This is a genomic window from Terrisporobacter petrolearius (assembly GCF_020748185.1).
GTDB lineage: Bacteria > Bacillota > Clostridia > Peptostreptococcales > Peptostreptococcaceae > Terrisporobacter > Terrisporobacter petrolearius.
On sequence record NZ_JAHZMO010000041.1, the window covers coordinates 1 to 21,220 of the forward strand.

The window sequence follows — 21,220 nt, forward strand, 5'->3', positions numbered from 1 at the left end:
TTTAATAGTGATTTTAATATTTCGCTTTTATTAAACATAAAAAGTGTGCACCTTCCTTTTGTAATGATTTTTAATATCTAAATTATCACCACTTTATGGAAGAATACACACTTTATTTTAAAGACCCCAATCAAACCATAACCATCATGTCTTTTATAAATAATATTTATATCTTCAGAATCTAAATTTCTGAATACAAAAAAGTTATGTCCTAGTAAATCCATTTGCATAATAGCATCTTCAGCAGTTATAGGCTTATCAAGATTAAATTTTTTGACTTTTTTTATTTTATTTTCACTTTCAATATTCATGTTATAATACTCATTTATGTTATTGAATCTAATACTATCATTAGATCTATTTTTATTTAGAAGTTGAGTTTTTAATTTTCTTATTTGCTTATATAATTTGTCATAAACTTCGTCAATAGCATTATATAAATCATTTTTACAATCTTCTGCCCTAATTATTGTCCCATTCTTAGTAAATATAGTCACTTCGATTTTTTGACTTCTTTTAGTAACATCTAATTTTACATGTACATCTGTATCACTGCTTAAATACTTTTCTAAGTTATAAAAAGTATTTTCTATTTTTTCTTTAATAGAATTTGTTAATTCAATTTTTTTTGTGATGATATTAATTTTCATAATATGTACCTCCAATATTAAATGTTTATTTTACTAATTTCATACATATAGAAAATAGTAAAATTTAGTTGTTTGTTGATATCTTTAGTGTAGATAACTACCGTTATTGTAAAAGGTATTTATCTACTTTTAAAATGATTTACATTTATACTATTATAGTAGTATGAAAATGTTTTTATTGTAAGTCTATATTTTTACAAATTTTTCTGTTAAAATATAGATTATACGGGGTGTTTTTAATAAATATGTGTATAATTATATATTTAAATAAACCATTACCTAGATAAACAATGTTATTTAACCACTCACAAAAAGCAGAAAAGATATTAAAAACTTCCACATGCAAAGTTCTTTTCTGACTTTCTTTAATTCATTTTTTTCTTATAAAAATATTACTTTTAAATTTCCAACAATAAATTGATAGCTATGAATTATATTTAATAATTAAGAAAAATTCCTAATATTTATGAAGTGATTTACATCCTAAACTTATGTACCAATCACAAACTTATAAAAAATTCGTAATTATCCAAAATAAAGTTTAAAAAAATTAAAACCTTTTATTATAAATTTATGTCTAACAGTTGAAAACAAAAATGAAAGGAGTAATCATGGAAGATATACTTTTAGTGAAAAAAGCTATTAAAGGTGATAGAAAAGCTTTTGAAGATTTAATAAATATGTATTTTGATAGATTATATAAAGAGGCATATTTAAGATGTAAACATGAAGAAGATGCAAAAGAAATAGTACAGGAAACAATTTACAAAGCTTATAAAAATGTAAAAAGTTTAAATGAACCAAAATACTTTAAAACTTGGTTAAGTAAAATTCTTATAAATGTATCAAATGATTATATGAGTAAAAATGGAATGATAGATTTGGAACATGATGAAAATCATTATGTAAAAGAGATACATAATGATAACCAGGTTGAAATTAAAATTGATTTATATAATGCCATGGATGAGTTAGAAGATAAATATAAAGATGTAATTATTCTTAGATATGTAGAGGATTTAAAAATTGAGGATATATCCAAAATTTTGGAGCGTCCAATAAATACTATAAAGACACATATTAGAAAGGCAATAAAAGACATGAAAAACCTGCTAAAGGAGGATTACATTAATGACTAAAAGTAAAAAAGATATTAATTTAAATAATGAGAATATGGATGATATGAAAATAGAAGAAATTGATAAAGAAATGAATGATTTTTATATAGATAAAGAAAAAATAGATAATATAAAATATAGTTTTGATAAAGAAAGCATTATAAAGGATGCTATAGATAAAGCAGAGGCGGAGATATCTAAGAGCAAAAATAAGAAAAGATATGTTAAAATAGTAGCGAGTATAGTTATTTTATTTTCTATAGGATTATATAATCCAGCATTGGCTTATTATGTAAAGCCGGTAATGACAGTTTTGCAAAAAATAAATGATGTTTTAAAAATAGATGAAATAAGCGCAGCCTTAGAGTTGGACACAATAATTCCAAAGGCGGTAGTAGAAGATAACAAAATTCACTTTGTAAAAATAACGAGATACAAGGTAGATAAAACGAAAAAAAGCAATGACAGTAATAAAGATAGTAATAATAAAAATATAGTATATGATGAGTATGGAGTAGTTAATTTTATACACCAAATGTCTAATCAAATTATTAACCCAGCAGATGGTAAAAAATTTGGAGAGATAAATATAACTCCTAAAAATATTGAAATAGCACTAAATTCAATAAATCATATAAACAATAAAGAAGCTAGAAAGTATTTAGAAAAAGAACTCACAAAATGGAAAAATGGAAACTTTAATAATGCAGTAGAAGTACATAATTATGTATGGCATATGCTAGATGGACAAATTGGAATAGCATCAACGCTAGATAAGAAAGAAATAAATAAAATTAAAGAAAAATATTTTAAGTAAAATAAAAGGGTAGGAATTTTTACTTATAAAAAGCAATATATAAGGATGAGGATCAATCTCATCCTTTTTTTACATTTAAGGAAATTATAGTTAAATTTACGCTGTTGATAAACTCTGGAATCAAGTTATATCAAGTCATTTAGAAAGTGTAAAAAATATATTTTTGAGCAACGGAGTTGCCTGAAGCGATAGCGAAGGCATCTCGTTGGCGACATGAGTGAAGTGAATTTTTTATGAAAAATTAATAAGTAATAATTATTATGGTAAAATAAATAATATGATAAAGGAGGAATTTTCATGAATATATTAATAACTAACGACGATGGAATATTTGCAGATGGAATTATAGAATTAGCAAAAGAAATATCTAAAATAGCAAATGTTTATGTAGTTGCGCCAGAAAGTCAAAAAAGTGCTACAGGACATTCTATAACAATACATAGCCCTATAATGGTACAAGAAGCGTATATTGCAGATAATATAAAGGCCTATTCCATATCAGGAACACCAGCAGATTGCGTAAAAGTGGGAATAGAGGCTATATTTAAGGATATAGAATTTGATTTAGTTTTAAGTGGAATAAACAATGGTCCTAATTTGGGAACAGATGTTATATATTCAGGAACGGTGTCAGCAGCAATAGAAGGGCTTGTTTTAAATAAACCATCAATTGCAGTGTCATATAATGAATTTAGTGTTAAAAGTGAAGTTTATAAAGATGCAACTAAATATGTAGCTATGCTTGTAGAAAATATTAAAGATAAATTGAATTTACTTAATGACTGTATATTAAATGTAAATCTACCTAATACAAAAATAAAAGGAAGTAAGATAACTAAGTTGGGAGAAAGAAAATACGATAATGTAATGGAAGAAAGGATAAGCCCTTTTGGGCAACGATATTTTTGGATCGGAGGAAATATTAGAGAATTAGATCAAGATAAAGACAGTGATATTACTTGTATAAATGATGGTTATATTTCCATAACACCTGTTAATATTGAAATGACTAATTTAAAAAAATTTGAAATGTTAAAAGATATAGAAATTTTATAGTAGGTTTTATTAAAAGTCGGCAAGTGCTTACTGGCTTTTTTTCTTTGTAAAATATTAAATATGTAATCTTCTAATAGAAAAAGTAATGTAATTTATTGACAAGTAATGTTTATATGATTATAATTGATAACAATTATCAATTATGGGTATGAATAAAATGATATAGTTATTATAGATATGAAAAAGTGTATACAAATATTATAAATAATAGACCAGAATTATTTTATATAGGCATGATTTTTAGAAAATTTCATAAGTACTTAAATTATATAAAGAATGGGGGTATAGAATAATGAATACAATGATTGGAATTTTAATACCACTTGTAGGTACTACACTAGGTGCTGCTTGTGTCTTTATAATGAAAAAAGAAATTAATACATTAGTTAATAAAGGTTTACTTGGTTTTGCTTCAGGTGTAATGATTGCTGCTTCAGTATGGTCATTAATAATACCAGCTATAAATATGAGTAATGATATGGGCAAATTAGCTTTTGTTCCGGCGGCAATAGGCATACTTGTAGGGATAGGATTTATGCTTATATTAGATATGATTATTCCTCACTTGCACTACAATAATGATAAACCAGAAGGATTAAAAAGTGAAAAAATAAAAAAAACAACTATGCTGGTATTAGCAGTTGCTCTTCATAATATACCGGAGGGAATGGCAGTTGGAGTAGTGTTTGCAGGAGTTATAAGTCAAGAAAGTACAATAACTATGGCTGGAGCACTTATACTTTCAATAGGGATAGCAATTCAAAATTTTCCAGAAGGAGCCATAATTTCCATGCCCTTAAGAAGTGAAGGTGTGAGTAAATCAAAAGCATTCTTTTATGGATTTTTATCTGGTGTAGTGGAGCCTATTAGTGCAGTATTAACTATTTTATTTTCAAAGACTATTCAACCTTTAATGCCATATCTTTTATCTTTTGCTGCTGGAGCTATGATTTATGTGGTGGTAGAAGAATTAATACCAGAAGCATCTGTGGGAGAACATTCCAATATAGGAACTATTGGATTTGGATTAGGTTTTGTAATAATGATGATTTTAGATGTAGCCTTAGGATAAAAGAGATATTATAAATTATTTTTAATGCACCAGTAGTAATAATTGTAACTGCTAATAATGAGTTTAATGGAGCAATAGCTTCTTCAAATATGAATCTTATGGTAGATGCTTTAGGTCTTGGAACTTTTTATAGTGGATTTTTAAAAATAGCATCTGAGAATAATAAAGAAATATTAGATTTACTAGGGATAAAAGATAATCAAAAAATTGCTGCATGCATGGTTGTAGGATATCCAAATGTTAAATATAAAAGAACAACTCCAAGAAAAGAAGCAGAAATAAACTGGATATAAAATATTAATTTTATCATTTTATATTTAGTATAAATATTATGTTTCATATTATATAATAAGATATAAGTAAAGATATAAAGGAGAATAATATGAAATATACTAAAGAAGAAATGGATATAATAAGTGAAAAAATAGTAGAAATGCTAAAAGAAAAAGAAGAAATGAGAATAGGTAAGATTGCGAAGGTGCTTATACACTCAAATTTAGTTAATTCTAGTTATGAAGTTGACAAAGTACTTAAATATAGAAAAGATTTATTTGTAAGTCCAAAGATGGGAATTTGGAGACTTGCAGAAAGTGAATAAAATTTGCAAATATAAGTAAGAGCTGTAAATAATTTATTTACAGCTCTTACTTATATTTATACAATAAAAAGTGTAAGACAAAATATGTCAAAAGGGGAAATGATGATGGAGAATAAAAGAAAAAGGGTTAGAAAACCTGATTGGTTTAAAGTTACCTATGACAGTGAAGTAGGAAGTATAGGAAAAATGATGGAAGATGATTCACTGCATACAGTATGTAAAGAAGCAAATTGTCCTAATAGGGGTGAATGTTATAAAAAAAGAACAGTGACATTTATGATAATGGGAAATCAATGTTCTAGAAATTGTAAATTTTGTAATGTAAGTAATGGTGAACCTACACATTTAGACCCATTAGAGCCTTTACATGTTGCTCAGTCAGCTAAAAAATTAGACTTAAAACATGTAGTTATAACTAGTGTTACGAGAGACGATTTAGAAGATGGAGGGGCAAATCATTTTGCAAAAACTATTGAAGAAGTTAAAAGATTAAATCCAGAAGTTACAATAGAAGTTCTTATTCCTGATTTAAAAGGGAAAGATAAAAATTTAGATATAATAATAAATGCAAGGCCTGATGTTATTAATCATAATGTGGAAACCATAGAAAGACTATATGAAAAAGTTAGACCTGAGGCTATATACGAGAGATCTTTATATGTACTAAAATATGTAAAAGAAAATGCACCAGAAATTCTTACTAAAACTGGAATTATGGTAGGTCTTGGAGAAAAAGATGAAGAGGTATATAAGCTTATGGATGATGTTTTACAAGTTGGATGTGACATCTTTACCATAGGTCAATATTTACAACCAAGTAGAAAACATGTGGATGTCAAAGAATATGTATCCCTTGAAAAATTCGAAGAATATAAAAAGGTTGGAGAAAAAAGAGGATTTAGATTTATAGCAAGTAGCCCATTAGTTAGAAGTTCTTATAAAGCTGCAGAGGCATTAGAAGCAAAAGCAGTAGAGAGGAGATAAAACATGATTTATATAAATAGTAACTCAACTAATCCATATTTTAACTTTGCATTGGAAGAATATTTGATGACATATAAGGATTTGGAAGATGATGAAATATTTTTATTTTGGAGAACAAATCCTACAGTAATGATTGGAAGATATCAAAATACATACTGTGAAATTAATGAAAAATATGTAAAAGAAAATAATATAAACGTAGTAAGACGTAACTCTGGTGGAGGGACTATTTACACTGATATGGGGGCTTGGCAATTTACATTTATAGAAAAAAATCATAAAGAAAACGGTATATCTTTTGGTAAATTTACAACACCAATTGTTCAGGCTCTTAGACAACAAAATATTGATGCATATTTTAATAGTAGAAATGATTTATTAATAGGAAATAAAAAGTTTTCTGGAAATGCACAATATAGAAAAGATGATGTTATGTTGCACCATGGTTCTATCTTATTTAATACAGACATTAAAGCAATGGTTGAAAGTATAACTGTTGCAGAAGATAAAATTATAGCAAAGGGTATAAAATCTGTTAGAGAAAGAGTAATAAATATTAGTGAAGTAATGGATAAAAAGATTACTAGTGAAGACTTTAAAGATATTATGTTAAAGCGTTTGTTAAAAGATAGTAAAATCTATACTATTACTGATGAAGATATTGAAGCTATAAATAAAATTAAAAAAGAAAAATTTGAATCATGGGACTGGAATTATGGTAAAAATCCAGTATTTAATATTAATAGATGGAAAAGATTTGATGGTGGAAGAGTAGATTTTAAACTTGATATTAAAAAAGGGATAATTAAAGATTGTGTTATAGAAGGAGATTTTTTTCTAACTGGTGATATTTCTAATGTAGAAAAAGCCTTTATTAACTGTAAATATGATAAAGATGAAATATATAAACTTTTAGGTCTATTGGATATAGACAAAATTTTTTATAAAATTACTAAGGATGATTTGCTTAAATGTATAATCGATTAGAATTAGTTAATAAGCGACAAATTAATGAGAGTAGAGAAAGGGATATAAACGACATGAGTGAAATTCAAAAAATATTAAATAATGGAATAAAAATACCTTCAATAGGTTTTGGAACTTATAAATCAGGAAGTGATGAAGAAACTGAAAAGATTGTTAAGGGAGCCTTAGAAGTTGGATATAGACAAATTGATACAGCAGCATTTTATGGAAATGAAGTAGGTATAGGCAATGCAATAAAAGCTAGTAAAATAAACAGAGATGATATATTCTTGGTTACTAAACTTTGGAATGATGATCATGGATATGAAAATACTATAGAAGCTTTTAATAAATCATTAGAAAATTTACAAGTTGATTATATAGATTTATATCTTATTCATTGGCCAAATAAATTAAATAATGAAACATGGAAGGCTTTTGAACATCTTTATGAAAGTAAAAAAGTAAAGGCTATAGGTGTTTGTAACTTTAAACAAAGTCATTTGGAAGAATTAATAAAAAATGCAAAGATAAAACCAATGGTAAATCAAGTTGAAATGCATCCAACTAATCAAAAAAATGAATTAGTAAAGTACTGTAATAAAAATGAAATTCAACTAATTGCCTGGAGTCCAATAATGAGGGGGAAAATATTTAATAATGAACTTATGATTAGTTTATCAAAAAAATATGAAAAATCTATTGCCCAAATTGTATTAAGATGGCACTTACAAAGGGGGATTATTCCTATACCAAAATCATCAAATGAAAATAGAATAAAAGAAAATTTAGATATATTCGATTTTGAAATTTCTAAAGAAGATATGATGCAAATTAATTTATTAGATGAGGGATATAATGCCTCTGTGACAGGAGTTCCTAAAAATACAACTTATCTTGATGTTGAATAAAAGTTAATAAGGATAATAGTATGAAAATAATTAAAGTAGTAAGCAATAAAAAAGAATATACGGATTTACTTTTACTTGCCGATGAACAAGAAAATATGATAAATAAGTATCTTGAAAAAGGAGACATGTTTTTATTGATAGATGATGAAGTAAGAGCACAATGCGTTGTTACAAATGAAGGTAGTGGAGTATATGAATTAAAAAATATAGCTACTATTCCGAAATTTCAAAATAAAGGCTATGGTAAAATGCTTATAAATTATATTCTTAATTATTATAAAGATTGCAATGTAATGTATGTGGGAACAGGAGATAGTACTTTAACAATTCCCTTTTATAAAAAATGTGGTTTTAAAGAATCTCATAGAGTAAAAAATTTTTTCGTTGACAATTATGATCATCCCATATTTGAAAATGGAAAGCAATTAATAGACATGGTTTATTTAAAATGGAGTAGATAAATTAATATTATAAAGGGGCATATTAAATATGCCCCTTTAAATTTACTCAACTCTCTCTATATAATTACAATTAATCTCAATATGATTTAAAAACATTAATAATCTTTCGTAAAGAGGATGACATTCCTCGCCATAAATATTTTCAAGATTTTTGCCTATATCCTCAACAGTTTTTTCACCGTCAATCTGTAAAAAAACAAAACTACAATATTCATCAAGTTTAATTTTCTTATAAAGAGGTATTCTAAATTTTAACTTTCTAAAAAACTTTTGTATAGGATGATTTTGCTTTTCTAAAACAGTTACAATTTTATTATCAACTTCGTAATCTATATTGTTTGAAATTTTAAATATTAATTTTAAAGCATCCTCGTTATTCATTATTCCTCATCCTTAACTTTCGATTTTAAAATAGGTATAATTGTAAGTACTATTAAGATAACTAATAATAGGGCGGCCATTCCATTTCCAGCAGCAAATCCAGTAGGAGCATTTCCACCAACTACACCAGTTACTTGACATATTATACCGATTAGTCCGAGTATAGAACCACCAGCGACTAAACCAGAAGATAAACTTATACCATTACTAATCTTAGCCTCTTTATCTTTCTCTCCTTTTGATGTCTTTTCAACAAATACACGAATTAAAGCTCCAACTAAGATTATAGAAGTAGTTGCGACCGGTAGGTAAAAACCTATAGCAACTGTCATAATAGGTAAATCTAATAGGTATAGAACTATTGCCATAAATACACCGACTACAATCATAACCCATGGTAATTGACCAGACATTATACCTGAAGTAAGTGTAGACATTAAGTTAGCTTGAGGTAGTGCAAAAGGAGGGTTGTCACCAGTTATTTTTAATTGATCTGTTAATAAAACTATAACAGCAACAACAACTATGACACCAACAATACTTGCTATTGCAAAATAACGTTGCATCTCGTTTTTGTTACCACCTATAACATAAGTAACTTTTTGAGATTGGAAGTATCCACCAGCAATAGCTATTGAAACAACTATAAATGATCCAAATAAAAGCAAAGATTTATTATCAACTGTAGAAGTCCATCCCATAATAACAAATACTAAAGTAACTATAACTAAAGAAGCTATTGTCATACCAGACACAGGAAGGTTAGACGTTCCTATAGTTCCTGTTAATCTACCAGCAACTATGACGAATAATAAAGATAAGATAAATGATAAGATAGCTCCTATAATAGCCATTGAAACACTTCCAGAAATAATAAATGAAGCAATGAATCCAAGAATAACTCCACCTATTAAAATTAATAATTGAGTAGAAGAACCATCACCTTTAGTAGCAGTAGCTCTTGCTTTAGCAGTTTCCTTGACTGAAGCAATTATAGTTGGTATAAGTTTTATAGCACCGATTATACCACCACATAACATCATACCAGCACCTATGTATTTAACGTAAGCGCTAGAAATATCTGCAACAGCCATTTGATTTACTGCCAATGAAGCATTATTCCACACCATGATACCGTCTCCAGCCATTTCAGTGAAGTAACCAAGAAGTGGAGTGATACCAAATACTGATAGTATAGAACCGGCAAACATTGTTAAAGAGACATCAAGACCTACTATGAATCCAATACCTAATAACAGTGGATTAACTTCCAAATCAAATTTCCATTTATACCAAGATTTTCCTGTGAAAGACATTACGTTGTTTGTTATATTTAGAAAAGCACTTGTAAGTGTATTTATAGCACCACCTATAACAAATCCAACACCCATGTATTTTATAGAGTCCCCACCACTATCTGAAGCTACTAAAGTTTCAGATATGGCCATAGATTCAGGATAAACAAGTTTACCATGTTGATCAATAATTAGGTAATTGTAAACTAGTGAAGCTGTACCAATACCAAATAAAACACCACCAACACCAACAGCAAGACCTTCTATGAAAGAAACTTCACTACCTATTAATATAACCGATGGTAGTACGAATATAAGACCACTGGCAACAGATTCACCACCACTTGACATACCTTGAATTAAGTTCTTACCAAGTATGCCTTTTTGTTTTGCAAAGATAGCAACAAATGCTGAACCTATTATTGCACCAGGAATTCCGGCAGCAACAGTAAGACCTGCTTTCATACCGGAGTATGCGGTAGAAGCTGCAAATATGGCAGAAAAAATGATACCTATAATAAGTACAGCGATATTTCCACCAGTTCTTGACTTATCAGTAATATATGGAACATAGTTCTTTCCATCTACACCACCATAAGCCTCTTTTGGTAATTTTTTGTTCAAATTACACACCCCCTTATTTTGTTAAATAAATTGTATCACAGGAAAATTAATATCTTTGTTAAATTAGTATACATATAACGACAAAAATACATAAAATTTTTTTTACATAACAATATTAAAAATAATTAGTTTGTCATATTTAAGATTATTATGTAAATATATACAAGAAAAAAATTTAATTAGCTCTATTAGTTCAACTAAATCTTTTAGCACAATAACATCTATAATCTAATAAGTTATATGAAGTATTATGTGATAGATTTTGTTGAACCTATGAACAAAGTGAATTTTATGGTAAAATTATTAGTTATAAAGATAAAGATATGTATAATATATTATTTTAAAATGTATTTAAAATAAGAAAGGACTAAAATGAAAAAAATATTAGTATTAGCAGAAAAACCTTCAGTTGGAAGAGATATTGCTAGAGTATTAAATTGTAATAAAGAAAAAAATGGATATATAGAAGGAAATAAATATATAGTAACTTGGGCATTAGGACACCTAGTAACCCTTGCTGATCCTGAAAGTTATGGGGAAAAATACAAGTCTTGGAAAATGGAAGATTTACCAATAATTCCTCCAAAATTAAAAACAGTAGTTATTAAAAAAACATCTAAACAGTTTAACACTGTTAAATCTCAGTTAAACAGAGATGATGTTTGTGAAATAGTCATAGCAACAGATGCAGGGAGAGAAGGAGAACTTGTTGCCAGATGGATAATAGAAAAGGCTCATGTAAAAAAGCCGATTAAACGTCTTTGGATTTCATCAAGTACAGACAAAGCAATTAAAGAAGGTTTTGAAAAATTAAAAGATGGAAGGCACTATAATAATTTATATTATTCAGCAATAGCAAGAGCAGAAGCTGACTGGATTGTAGGAATAAATGGTACTCGTGCTCTTACTACAAAATATAATGCTCAACTTTCTTGCGGTAGAGTTCAAACTCCAACTCTTGGAATGATATTAAAAAGAGAAGAAGAAATAAGAAAATTTGTGCCAAAGGAGTATTATTCTATAGATATTTATACTAAAAAAGGTAGCTCTAATTTTAAGATGAATTGGATAGATAAAAAAAACAACACTACTTCTTTTAATGAAGAGAAAATAGAAAATATAGCAAAAAAATTAAATAATAAAGAAATAAAAATTATAGATGTTAAAAAAATAGATAAGAAAAGATACTCTAAACCACTATATGATTTGACTGAGTTACAAAGAGATGCAAATAAAAAATTTGGTTTCTCAGCAAAAGAAACATTATCAATAATGCAAAAGTTATACGAACATCACAAAGTTCTTACTTATCCAAGAACAGATTCTAGATATTTGACTACGGATATAGTTGAAACGTTAAAGGATAGAGTTAAAGCAGTTAATGTAAGTGATTATTCAAAAGTTTGTAATAAATTATTAAAAACTAATATAAAAGGAAATAAATCCTTTGTAGATAATTCTAAAGTTACTGACCACCATGCAATAATACCCACAGAAGAAAGAGTATTTCTTGGTGATTTAAGTGATAAAGAAAGAAAAATTTATGACTTAGTAGTAAAAAGATTTTTAAGCATACTTTCTCCTCCACTCGAATATGTGGAAACTACTATTACTGGTAGTTGTGAAGGAGAGAACTTTAGAGCTAAAGGGAATAAAGTGATTAACCTAGGATTTACAGAAGGATATGGTGATGATGAAGAAGAAAAACTAAATATTATTCCAGAAATCTTAGTGAATGATGTATTAAAAATCGAAGAAGTAAAAGTAAAAACTGGAAAAACTAATCCACCTCCATATTTAAACGAAGGAACTTTGCTTACAGAAATGGAAAAAAATAATTTGGGAACAGTTGCAACTAGAGCAGATATAATCGAAAAATTATTTAATTCTTTCTCAGTTGAAAAGAAAAATAATAAAGAAATGCATATTACTTCAAAAGGTAGACAATTATTAGATTTAGCTCCTCAAAAATTAAAAACACCAGATTTAACAGCTCAGTGGGAAAAGAAACTTACAGATATATCTAATGGAAAAGATAATAAAGAGACTTTTATTGAAGATATTAAAACTTATACAAAAGAAATAGTAAAAGATATAAATAAAAGTGATAGTAAGTTCAAACATGATAATTTAACAAAAAATAAATGTCCTAACTGTGGTAAATTTATGCTTGAAGTTAATGGTAAAAAAGGGAAAATGTTAGTTTGTGAAGATAGAGAGTGTAATACAAGAAAAACAGTATCACAAGTAACCAATTCTAGATGTCCTAATTGTCACAAAAAATTAGAACTTAGAGGAGAAGGAGAAAATAAACTATTTGCATGTGCTTGTGGATATAGAGAAAAATTATCTGCTTTTAATAAAAGAAAGCAAGAAGAAAAGCAAAAAGGATCTAAAAAAGATATACAAAAATACTTAAAGAACCAAAATAAAAAAGAAGAAAGTTTCAACAATCCATTTGCTGAAGCTTTAGCTAAATTAAAAAAATAAAATATTAAAGATAAAAAATGGGTAAATAATATTTGGGAAATTTTATTGAAATCTATGAGCAAAAGAGGTGTGAGTATGAATAATTTAAGTACAAGGGCCTTAGCTATAATAGAAATATTGAAAGATTTAAATCATCCTGTAAGTAGTTTAGCTTTAAGTGAAGAGATTGGGTGTTCAACAAAAACAATTCAAAGCGAAATTAAAGATATTAATAAACAACTTAAGGATACAAAAATAATTTCTATTAGGGGAGTAGGTTATAAATTAGAAGGAAAAATTGATGTATCCGCATGTAATAATAATACTTTAGGAAACATAGATAGAATTGAATTTATAATTAAAACAATGCTCAACTTAAATTTACAAGAAGAAAATAGTATTAAGTTAGAAGAGTTGGCCGATGCTATGTTTATTAGTGTTTCTTCTGTAAAAAATGACTTAAAAGAAGTAAAAGAAATTCTAAGTAAATATAATATAAATATTGTATCTAAACATAAACATGGAATAGGTGTTGAAGCTGATGAATCAGAGATTGTAAGGTGCATAATAGATTTATGTTCTAGAAAAGATAATGAACTAATATTGCATGATTTTTTAACTGAAGAGATAAGCAATAAAGTATTTAACTTGAAAAATGAAATATTAAAATACTTAAACAATGAAAATTTAATTTTAAGTGATATAGAATTCAAAAATTTATGTAGTACAATTTTTATTAAACTAAGTAGAAATAATTATAATGATTATTATAAGTTTATTAAAAATTATATCAAAGAGTATAAAATTAAACGTGAAGCAATAATGAATGATAATGTAAATAAAGAAAAAATAACTAAAGCTATTGCTTTATTTTGTAAAAATTTAAAATTAGCTACAGCTATAGATATTAGTAAAGATGAGTTCTTTATGGAGTGTTTATATAACCATATAAACAATTTGATTAAAAAAGATAAGCTGGGAATTTGCAACTATAATGTGATAAATAATGATGTCAAAATTAAATATCCTTATGCTTATGAACTAGCTAAAATAGCTAAAAAAGCCATAGAAAATGAACTAGATTTGAAAATTAGCGAGGATGAAGTATCAAATATTGCCGTTCATGTGGGAGGAGCAGTAGAGAGATATTCAAGCAATAAAAAAAGAAAAATATTTAAAGTTATTATTGTTTGTGCATCTGGAGCTGGGACTTCTATGTTAATAAATACTAAGCTACAGCAATTATTTAAAGATAGAATAGAAATAGTAAAAATTATTCCTTCTTATTTAATTGAGTATATAGATCCTGCTGTAGTAGATTTTTTAATATCAACAATGCCTTTGGAATACAACAAAATACCTATTATTAATGTATCACCATTTTTAACTGAAAAAGAAATTAAAATAATAGAAAAGTTCATGGACACAGGATATGTTTATGAAGATGTAAACGTGAAAGATTTCTTTGATAGAGAATTATATTTTACAGATTTGGATTGTAAAAATAAAGAAGAAGTTTTAGACTTTATGAGTGATGTATTATTAAAAAAAGACATTATTGATGATGAAATGAAAAAATCCTATTTTGAAAGGGAGCAAATCGCTACAACAGAAATAGGAAATATGGTATCAATGCCCCATGGATCTAAAGGTAATATAAAAGAAAACAAAATAGTTGTCGGTATTTTAAAAGAACCTATAGACTGGGAGTATGGAAAAGTTAGACTTGTAATAATGCTAGCATTAAACAACGAAAAGATACTTGACTATGAACAAGTATTTTCAAGTATTTATAATAAATTAGACACCACATCAAAAGTGGTGAATATTTGTGAAAACAAATCTTATGAAAAGTTTATAAAACTATTTTAAGCAACGGAGCTATTTGAAGTGGAAACGAAAATAGTTCGTTGGGGTCATGAGTATAATGAATTTTAAGCAAGGGACCTAATTCAGACAAAGTTAAATTTCTCTTTTAATTAAGAGAAATTTTTTGTCTTTTTGGAGAAACCCTTTTCATATATTATGGTCATAGGATACAAAAGTAAATTAAAGAGTAAAATAATATATACGAAAAGTAAAGGAGGAAATAAAGTGATATACACCGTAACCCTAAATCCCTCTATAGATTATGTTATTAATCTTGAACATTTAAATACAGGACATGTAAACAGAGTAAATAGTGAACATGTATATCCAGGAGGAAAAGGAATAAATGTTTCAAGAATATTAAAATACTTAGGACATGATAATATAGCTACTGGATTTGTAAGTAATTTTACAGGAGACTTTATAACAAACTCTTTATCTGATTTAAATGTTAAATCAGATTTTATAAAATTAGATAATGGATTTACTAGAATCAATGTAAAAATAAAGAGTGATGAAGAAACTGAAATAAATGGTGGTGGACCACATGTTAGCGATGAAAAACTTAGAGAATTATTTGATAAACTAAGTAAATTAAAAGAGGAAGATATTTTAGTTCTTGCTGGAAGTATTCCATCAACTTTAAAAGAAGACTTATACGAAAAAATCATGGAACAGGTAAAAGCAAATAACGTAAAAGTTGTAGTTGATGCAACTAAAAAATTACTTTTAAATGTATTAAAATATAATCCATTTTTAATAAAGCCAAATAATCATGAGTTGGAAGAAATTTTTAATGTAAAACTAGAAAGCATAGACGATATGGTAACTTACGGTAAAAAACTTCAAGAAATGGGAGCAAGAAATGTGCTAGTTTCAAGAGGAAAAGATGGTGCTCTTCTTATAACAGAAGATAAAGAAGTGTTCATAAGTAATGTACCAAAAGGAAATGTTGTAAACTCAGTTGGTGCTGGAGATTCTATGGTTGCTGGCTTTATATCTGGATATATAAATAGCAATTCTTATGAAGAAGCTTTAAAACTAGGAGCGGCAAGTGGAAGTGCAACTGCATTTTCATCAGATTTAGCAAAGAAAGAACTTATTGAAGAATTAATAAAAAAAATAAGTGTTAAGAGGAGATAAAAAATGAGAATAATTGATCTTATTAATAAAAACTCAGTGAAGCTAAACTTAGTTTCAAAAGATAAATCGAATGTAGTAGATGAATTAGTTGATTTAGTTAACAATAGTGGAAATTTAAATAATAAAAAAGAATATAAAGAGGCAATCCTCGCTCGTGAAGAGTTAAGTACTACTGCCATAGGAGAAGGTGTAGCGATTCCACATGCAAAAAACAAAGCTGTAAACAAAGCTTGTTTAGCTGCGGGTATATCAAAAGAAGGAATAGATTACGAAGCATTTGATGATAGTTTATCTCATTTATTCTTTATGATAGCTGCACCAGACGGGGCAAATAACACTCATCTAGAAGTTTTATCAAGACTTTCTACTATCTTAATGGATGAAAACTTTAGAAATGACTTAATAAATGCATCTTCAATAGATGAATTTTTAAACTTAATAAATAAAAAAGAAAAAGAAAAATTCCCAGAGGAAGAGGAAGCAAAAGAAGTAGTAGTTGAAGATAAAAAATCTGACCTACCTACAATTCTTGCAGTTACAGCATGTCCAACAGGAATAGCTCATACTTTTATGGCAGCAGAAAGTTTAAGCCAAAAAGCTGCAAATAAAGGAATAAGTATAAAAGTTGAAACTAATGGTTCAGCAGGTATTAAAAATGCTTTAACAAAAGAGGAAATAGAAAATGCAACATGTATAATTGTAGCAGCTGATAAAAATGTTGAAATGAACAGATTCAATGGTAAGAAAGTTATAATAACAAAAGTTGCCGATGGTATACATAAGGCAGATGAACTTATAGACAAAGCTGTTAAAGGTGATGTTGAAATTTTTTGTGGGTCTAAAGGAAATAATACAGAAGAATCATCAAATGAAAAAGAAAGTATAGGAAGACAATTTTACAAACATCTAATGAATGGTGTTTCTCATATGTTACCATTTGTTGTTGGTGGAGGGATACTTATAGCCCTAGCCTTCTTATTTGATGATTACACAATTAATCCAGCTAAATTTGGTATGAATACGCCTCTTGCAGCATTTTTCAAAACAATAGGTGGTCAAGCATTTGGATTTATGTTACCAGTTCTTGCTGGATATATAGCAATGAGTATAGCTGATAGGCCAGGTCTTGCAGTTGGTTTTGTTGGTGGTGTTATAGCAAGTGCAGGATATACTTTTAGTAATCTTATGCATTATGATGCAAAAACTGCTATAAGTGCAGGATTCTTAGGTGCATTACTTGCTGGTTTTGTTGGTGGATACTTAGTATTATTACTTAAAAAATTATTTTCATATTTGCCAAATTCTTTAGAAGGAATTAAACCAGTTTTATTATTCCCAGTGTTTGGAATACTTTTAATAGGATTAATAATGATAAGCTTAAATCCAATAGTTGGTTCTATAAATACATCATTGAACAACTTCTTAGCTTCAATGAGTGGGACTAGTAAAATATTACTTGGAACAGTTCTTGGAGGAATGATGGCAATAGATATGGGTGGACCATTCAACAAAGCAGCATATGTATTTGGCACAGCTCAACTTACAGTAGTAAATGCAGGACCAGAGCAATTTGCCATAATGGCAGCAGTTATGATAGGTGGTATGGTACCTCCTTTAGCAATAGCTCTTGCTACAACTTTCTTCAAAAATAGATTTAGTGAAAGTGAAAGAAAGTCAGGAATAGTAAACTATATAATGGGATTATCTTTTATAACAGAAGGTGCAATCCCATTTGCAGCAGCAGATCCACTTCATGTTATACCTGCTTGTGTAGTTGGTTCGGGATTAGCTGGAGCCTTATCAATGACATTTGGATGTGGACTGAGAGCTCCTCATGGAGGAATATTTGTACTTCCAACAATAATAAATCCGTTAATGTATCTTGTTGCATTGGTGGTAGGTTCAGTAGTAGGGGCAATTTTACTTGCAATTCTAAAAAAACCATTAGATAAAGTGAAATAAGTTTACAATTTTAAATAAAATTATGGGATTAAAAAATAATATAATGTATAGGCAAAATAAGAGACACCTTTTAAAAGGTGTTTTTTATTGTAAAAAATTAGAAGTAATTGCTTGATTTAAAATGTACATTAATATAATGTATATGTATATATATTTATTTTGATTGTATATAATTAGGATGATTATAGTATAAATGTAAGCTATTCATTGTAAACACAATTATCAAAGGAGTGTAAAATATGGGGCAACCAATGTACAAAATAATTGAAGAGTATGTTAAAAATTTAATTGACTCAGGTAAGTTAAGTCAAGGAGACTTAATACCCTCTGAAAATCAATTATGTGAAGAATTTAATGTGACTAGAATGACCGTAAGGTCAGCTCTAAGTAACTTAGTGAAAGAAGGATATATTACTAGAAGAAGGGGTATTGGAAGTATTGTATTAGGTGGAAATATCTATGATAACATATCTTCTGTTAGTGGATTTACGAAGGAGATGAGAAGCAAAAATAAAGAAGTATCTAACATATTAATTGATATAAAGGTGCTTGAGGCAGATGAAGAGTTAGCGAAGAATCTAAGCTTAAATTTAGGTGAAAATGTATGGGAAATATGTAGAGTTAGACTGGCAGATAAAAAGAAAGTATCTTACATGGTTACTTATATGCCTGTTAAGCTTTTTCCAAATTTAACAAAGAAGGATTGTGAAGATTCACTATATAAATATATAGAAGAAGATTGTGGATATAAAATTGCTATTGCAGAAAGAGAAGTTGAAGCTATAATATCAACAAAAGAATTGGAAGAGCAATTAGATTTAAATAAGAAAGAGCCAATACTGTATATAAAACAAGTAAGTAGATTTGATAATGGTCATGTATTTGAGTATTCTCATACTTATCATTATGGATATACTTTAACTTTGAGCGCTGTAACAAAACAATAGAAAACTTAAAAATAAAAATTTTATGATGAAAATGAAAATGTTTTCTTGAAATGTCTATACATTTGATATACAATTATATTAATAAAACAAATGTATAGACATTTTATATATTTATATATTTTATTTAAATGATGAAAGGCAAGATATATAAATATAAATTACACAAAAATAAATAAAAACTAATATTTTATGGAGGTATTATAAAATGATAAAAATAATGTTAGCCTGTTCAGCAGGGATGTCAACAAGTTTATTGGTAACAAAAATGGAAGCAGCAGCAAAAGCATCAGGTATCGAAGCTGAAATATGGGCCATATCTGAGGCTAATATTGATAAGGAGGTTCAAGATGCAGATGTAATTTTACTTGGACCACAAATAAGATTTATGCTAAACAAAGCTACAGAAATAGCTAAACCTTATAATGTTCCAGTTGAAGTAATCAATATGATGCATTATGGAACATGCAATGGCAAAGCTGTATTAGACAGAGCAATTGAGCTAGCAAATTTAAAATAAAAATTAAGGGGGAAATTTTATGGAAAAATTTATGTCTTTCATGGAACGTTATTTTGTTCCTATTGCAGCAAAGTTTGGATCACAAAGGCACTTGGTAGCAATAAGAGATGGTTTTGTTGGAATTATATCAATAGCAATGATAGGAGCATTTGGTAACCTTGCTAAAAACTTACCTTTTGAACCTTATCAAAAATTTATAACAGGCACTACAATAGGTGGACACATAGGAGCAGTAGGTGGGAATTTATGGTGGGGATCTATAGCACTAATGTCTTTATTCTTAGCAGTTTCAGTTGCATATTCTCTTGCAAAATCTTATGATGGAAATGGTTTGCAAGCAGGCCTTATATCTTTATGTACATTCTTAATATTAAGTCCACAAACAGCATCAATAACACCAGAAGGTGCAACAGAAGCAATAGTTGGATGGGGATTTATTGATTGGACTTATGTTTCTACAAATGGATTATTTACAGCTATGATAGTTGCTTTAGTAACTACTGAAATATATATTAAATTATCAAATGTATCCTGGTTAACTATCAAAATGCCAGATAGTGTACCACCAGCAGTTTCAAGATCATTTGCAAAACTATTACCAAGTCTAATAGCAATGACAATAATGGCAATAATCGGAGTTGTAATATCTGCTCTTTCAGATGGAAAATTTATAAATGATTTATTACAAACTTATTTATCTAAGCCTTTAACAGGTGTGGCAGATTCTTTAGGTGGAGCAATATTCGTTGCAATATTTGTTCATGTATTATGGATATTTGGTTTACATGGTGCGAACATAGCACTACCAGTTGTTGAGCCTATACTAATGGACCTTGGTGGAAAAAATGCTGAGTTATTAGCAGCAGGAGCTACAGAGGGATATCATGTATTTGCCGGAGCATTCTTAGATGCCTTTGTTTATCTAGGTGGATCAGGAATGATAATAGGACTTGTAATTGCACTATTCTTAGCAGGAAAACATCGTAAAGATATGATAGCTTTAGGTACAGCACCAGCATGTTTTAATATAAATGAACCGATGATATTTGGTATGCCAATAGTGTTAAATCCAATGTATATGATACCTTTTGTATTAGCGCCAATTGTATGTACAATAGTAGCGTATCTAGCTATATCTTCGGGAATTGTACCACCAGTAATAATGGCTAAGATACCGTGGATAACTCCACCAATATTTAGTGCAGTGATGGCTACTGGAAGTTTAAAAGGAGGAATATTAGCACTAGTTAATATAGTATTATCTGTTCTTATTTATTTACCATTTGTTATGGCAGACAAGAGAGCGCTAAATAAAAAGATGCAAGAGAATGTATAATTAAAAATAATTTAATTGAATAAAGTGTAAGTTGCGTAATTTGT

The 21,220-nt window shown here is 28.1% G+C and carries 20 protein-coding genes; 17 read left to right on the plus strand and 3 right to left on the minus strand.

What is annotated here, in order from left to right:
* Nucleotides 1–77: 77 nt before the first annotated feature.
* The gene (gene hpf, locus K0040_RS16415; protein WP_228109829.1) at nucleotides 78–650 is read right to left on the minus strand and encodes a ribosome hibernation-promoting factor, HPF/YfiA family; all 573 of its coding nucleotides are present in this window, start codon (nucleotides 648–650) and stop codon (nucleotides 78–80) included.
* Between the two features lie 611 nt (nucleotides 651–1,261).
* On the opposite strand from hpf, the gene K0040_RS16420 reads away from it, so the two are divergent.
* From K0040_RS16420 to K0040_RS16465, 10 genes are all read left to right on the plus strand, one after another.
* Nucleotides 1,262–1,789, plus strand: coding sequence for a sigma-70 family RNA polymerase sigma factor (locus K0040_RS16420; protein WP_228109830.1), 528 nt, complete (start codon nucleotides 1,262–1,264; stop codon nucleotides 1,787–1,789).
* A complete protein-coding gene (locus K0040_RS16425; RefSeq protein ID WP_228109831.1) occupies nucleotides 1,782–2,585 on the plus strand; it encodes a DUF6241 domain-containing protein in 804 nt (267 codons plus the stop codon). The genes K0040_RS16420 and K0040_RS16425 overlap by 8 nt, the downstream gene beginning before the upstream one ends.
* A gap of 297 nt (nucleotides 2,586–2,882) precedes the next feature.
* Nucleotides 2,883–3,641, plus strand: coding sequence for a 5'/3'-nucleotidase SurE (gene surE, locus K0040_RS16430; protein ID WP_228109832.1), 759 nt, complete (start codon nucleotides 2,883–2,885; stop codon nucleotides 3,639–3,641).
* A 292-nt stretch (nucleotides 3,642–3,933) separates the two neighbouring features.
* Entirely contained in the window at nucleotides 3,934–4,713 is a 780-nt protein-coding gene (locus tag K0040_RS16435; protein WP_228109833.1) for a ZIP family metal transporter, read from the plus strand.
* 17 nt (nucleotides 4,714–4,730) lie between these two features.
* Nucleotides 4,731–5,006 (plus strand): nitroreductase family protein, encoded by a 276-nt coding sequence (locus K0040_RS16440; RefSeq protein WP_331476345.1) that lies wholly within the window; start codon nucleotides 4,731–4,733, stop codon nucleotides 5,004–5,006.
* An 89-nt stretch (nucleotides 5,007–5,095) separates the two neighbouring features.
* Nucleotides 5,096–5,311: a hypothetical protein gene (locus K0040_RS16445; RefSeq protein ID WP_228109834.1), complete on the plus strand. Its 216-nt coding sequence runs from the start codon at nucleotides 5,096–5,098 to the stop codon at nucleotides 5,309–5,311.
* 105 nt (nucleotides 5,312–5,416) lie between these two features.
* Entirely contained in the window at nucleotides 5,417–6,295 is an 879-nt protein-coding gene (gene lipA, locus K0040_RS16450) for a lipoyl synthase (RefSeq protein WP_228109835.1), read from the plus strand.
* Nucleotides 6,296–6,298: 3 nt separating this feature from the next.
* The gene (gene lplA / locus K0040_RS16455; protein ID WP_228109836.1) at nucleotides 6,299–7,282 is read left to right on the plus strand and encodes a lipoate--protein ligase; all 984 of its coding nucleotides are present in this window, start codon (nucleotides 6,299–6,301) and stop codon (nucleotides 7,280–7,282) included.
* Complete coding sequence (locus tag K0040_RS16460) at nucleotides 7,267–8,172, plus strand: aldo/keto reductase (RefSeq protein WP_331476344.1); 906 nt, start codon at nucleotides 7,267–7,269, stop codon at nucleotides 8,170–8,172. The genes lplA and K0040_RS16460 overlap by 16 nt, the downstream gene beginning before the upstream one ends.
* A 20-nt stretch (nucleotides 8,173–8,192) precedes the next feature.
* On the plus strand, nucleotides 8,193–8,633 hold the full coding sequence (locus tag K0040_RS16465) for a GNAT family N-acetyltransferase (protein ID WP_228109837.1): 441 nt from the start codon (nucleotides 8,193–8,195) through the stop codon (nucleotides 8,631–8,633).
* Between the two features lie 42 nt (nucleotides 8,634–8,675).
* Here K0040_RS16465 and K0040_RS16470 read toward each other — a convergent pair whose 3' ends face one another.
* Together K0040_RS16470 and K0040_RS16475 are read right to left on the minus strand one after the other, a co-directional pair.
* A complete protein-coding gene (locus tag K0040_RS16470) occupies nucleotides 8,676–9,014 on the minus strand; it encodes a PqqD family peptide modification chaperone (protein WP_228109838.1) in 339 nt (112 codons plus the stop codon).
* Nucleotides 9,014–10,933, minus strand: coding sequence for an OPT family oligopeptide transporter (locus K0040_RS16475; RefSeq protein WP_228109839.1), 1,920 nt, complete (start codon nucleotides 10,931–10,933; stop codon nucleotides 9,014–9,016). The genes K0040_RS16470 and K0040_RS16475 overlap by 1 nt, the downstream gene beginning before the upstream one ends.
* 372 nt (nucleotides 10,934–11,305) lie before the next feature.
* On the opposite strand from K0040_RS16475, the gene K0040_RS16480 reads away from it, so the two are divergent.
* From K0040_RS16480 to K0040_RS16510, 7 genes are all read left to right on the plus strand, one after another.
* Complete coding sequence (locus tag K0040_RS16480) at nucleotides 11,306–13,423, plus strand: DNA topoisomerase III (RefSeq protein ID WP_228109840.1); 2,118 nt, start codon at nucleotides 11,306–11,308, stop codon at nucleotides 13,421–13,423.
* A 75-nt stretch (nucleotides 13,424–13,498) separates the two neighbouring features.
* On the plus strand, nucleotides 13,499–15,274 hold the full coding sequence (locus K0040_RS16485; RefSeq protein ID WP_228109841.1) for a BglG family transcription antiterminator: 1,776 nt from the start codon (nucleotides 13,499–13,501) through the stop codon (nucleotides 15,272–15,274).
* A 222-nt stretch (nucleotides 15,275–15,496) separates the two neighbouring features.
* Nucleotides 15,497–16,414, plus strand: a complete 918-nt coding sequence (pfkB, locus tag K0040_RS16490) for a 1-phosphofructokinase (protein WP_228109842.1) — start codon at nucleotides 15,497–15,499, stop codon at nucleotides 16,412–16,414.
* 3 nt (nucleotides 16,415–16,417) lie between these two features.
* Nucleotides 16,418–18,376, plus strand: a complete 1,959-nt coding sequence (locus K0040_RS16495; protein WP_228109843.1) for a PTS fructose transporter subunit IIABC — start codon at nucleotides 16,418–16,420, stop codon at nucleotides 18,374–18,376.
* A 239-nt stretch (nucleotides 18,377–18,615) separates the two neighbouring features.
* Nucleotides 18,616–19,323 (plus strand): GntR family transcriptional regulator, encoded by a 708-nt coding sequence (locus tag K0040_RS16500; RefSeq protein ID WP_228109844.1) that lies wholly within the window; start codon nucleotides 18,616–18,618, stop codon nucleotides 19,321–19,323.
* 205 nt (nucleotides 19,324–19,528) lie between these two features.
* Complete coding sequence (locus tag K0040_RS16505) at nucleotides 19,529–19,840, plus strand: PTS sugar transporter subunit IIB (protein WP_228109845.1); 312 nt, start codon at nucleotides 19,529–19,531, stop codon at nucleotides 19,838–19,840.
* A gap of 19 nt (nucleotides 19,841–19,859) precedes the next feature.
* Entirely contained in the window at nucleotides 19,860–21,176 is a 1,317-nt protein-coding gene (locus tag K0040_RS16510; protein WP_228109846.1) for a PTS sugar transporter subunit IIC, read from the plus strand.
* Nucleotides 21,177–21,220: the final 44 nt, after the last annotated feature.